This window comes from Pseudomonas quasicaspiana (genome assembly GCF_021147825.1).
In the GTDB taxonomy this organism is placed as follows: domain Bacteria; phylum Pseudomonadota; class Gammaproteobacteria; order Pseudomonadales; family Pseudomonadaceae; genus Aquipseudomonas; species Aquipseudomonas quasicaspiana.
Window position 1 is genome coordinate 1 of record NZ_JAGTPI010000120.1, and the last position, 2,249, is coordinate 2,249.

The 2,249-nt window shown below is 56.8% G+C and carries 1 protein-coding gene; it reads left to right on the top strand.

The genetic code is table 11. The annotated features are described in order from the left end of the window. The first annotated feature begins 599 nt into the window (after positions 1-599). Positions 600-2,123 (top strand): threonine ammonia-lyase, biosynthetic, encoded by a 1,524-nt coding sequence (gene ilvA / locus KDX30_RS29355; RefSeq protein WP_406644027.1) that lies wholly within the window; start codon positions 600-602, stop codon positions 2,121-2,123. Positions 2,124-2,249: the final 126 nt, after the last annotated feature.

A 2,249-nucleotide genomic window follows, 5' to 3' on the forward strand; every position in this document is an offset into this window, starting at 1 on the left:
CTCTGGGCATGCATGCGCTCGGGAGAGGATTTTGATACGGCCAAGCTATTCAGCGAAAAACACTTCGTGAAAGCTTGACCGGCAACAGAGTATCTACAGAAAAGAAGTCTGCTCAGACACTCACAACTCAGTCGCATCATCCGCAGGCTCTGGCGGATCTAGTTCAAACGCTTGGTATTCCAGCAGTTCTTCTTGATAGTCGTCCATAACGCGTGCCCTCTTGGCTGTTCTTTAAATGACGTCATTCACTGACCACTGCCCTCACCATAAAGTGCCAAGGTGAAGGAAAAATGACCTGATCATTAAGATACGAAGCGCTCCGATAAGGATTTAGCTTTGCCTGTCTTGACTTGCAAAGAGCATCCGCAATAGTCTTCAAGCATGAACGTAACCAAGCATTTCGCCGGCCAGATTATTATTACCGCCATTCCAGTCATGGCGGGTTAGCCGACGCGTGCACCCAACCCGCCCAAGAGGCGGGTTTTTCTTGTCTCCTGGGCTAAAAAAGCAAACCGGGAGTCAGACATGATCAGCATTCAAACCGCCCTCTTCGCTTCTCAGGCTCAGCGCATCGCCCTCCATGACAAGGGGCCGACGCGATGACTGACCTGCTTAATCACTACGCCCGCAAAATACTCAACTCACGCGTCTACGATGTCGCCGTGGAAACCCCGTTGCAGGGCGCTCGTCAGTTGTCCGAGCGGCTTGGCAATCAGGTGTTGCTCAAGCGCGAAGACTTGCAGCCGGTGTTCTCGTTCAAGATTCGTGGCGCGTACAACAAACTGGCGCAGCTAAGCCCGGAAGAACTGGCCCGTGGCGTAGTGACAGCGTCGGCAGGCAACCACGCGCAAGGTCTGGCACTGGCGGCGAAAACCCTGGGCGTTGAAGCGACTATCGTGATGCCCAAGACCACGCCTGAAATCAAGGTCGAAGGCGTGCGTTCCCGGGGCGGCAAAGTGGTGCTGCATGGCGATTCTTTTCCTGAGGCGCTGGCCCATTCGCTGAAACTCGTCGAACAAATGGGCTTCGTTTACATCCATCCCTATGACGATCCCGACACGATTGCCGGGCAAGGCACCGTGGCCATGGAGATTCTTCGCCAGCATCAGGGACCACTGGACGCAATTTTCGTCCCGGTGGGCGGCGGTGGTTTGATCGCCGGTATCGCGGCTTACGTGAAATACCTGCGGCCGGAGATCAAGGTCATCGGTGTCGAGCCGGATGATTCCAACTGCCTGCAGCAAGCCATGGCGTACGGCGAACGCGTTGTGCTGCAGCAGGTGGGATTGTTCGCGGACGGCGTGGCGGTGGCGCAAATTGGTGAGTACACCTTCGACATCTGCAGGCACTACGTCGACGAAGTGATCACGGTCAGCACCGATGAAATCTGCGCGGCGATCAAGGACATTTACGACGACACCCGCTCGATCACCGAGCCGTCAGGGGCCCTGGCGGTGGCGGGGATCAAAAAGTATGTCGAGCAGGAAGAAGTCAGCGGCCAGACCTTCGTCGCTATCGACTCAGGTGCCAACGTCAACTTCGACCGCTTGCGTCACGTAGCCGAGCGCGCCGAACTGGGTGAAGGCCGCGAAGCCATCATCGCCGTGACCATTCCCGAGCAACCGGGCAGCTTCAAGGCGTTCTGCGAGGCCATCGGCAAGCGCCAGATCACCGAATTCAACTACCGTTATCACACCGACCGCGAAGCGCACATTTTTGTCGGTGTGCAGACGCATCCGGACACTGATCCACGTAAAGGTCTGATCACCAGCCTCACCGAACAGGGTTTCCCGGTGATTGACCTGACCGACAATGAACTGGCCAAGCTGCACATTCGACATATGGTTGGGGGGCATGCCGAGCGGGTCAGCGACGAAGTAGTGTTCCGCTTCGAATTCCCGGAACGCCCGGGTGCGCTGTTCAACTTCCTCAACAAGCTGGGCGGGCAGTGGACGATTTCCATGTTCCATTACCGCAACCATGGCGCGGCGGATGGTCGTGTGGTCGCGGGGCTGGTGGTGCCAGAGGATGAACGGCATCTGGTCCCGGCGGCACTGGCCGAGATTGGCTATCCGTATTGGGATGAGAGCAAGAATCCGGCGTATAAGTTATTTCTGGGCTAATACAATGATCCCGGTAGGAGCGAACTTGTTCGCGAGAGGACAAGCCTGTGTACACAGGTCCATCGTCTCGCGAACAAGTTCGCTCCTACCGGTGACGCGGCGCATCTCTGGGTTATAGGGTGAGGC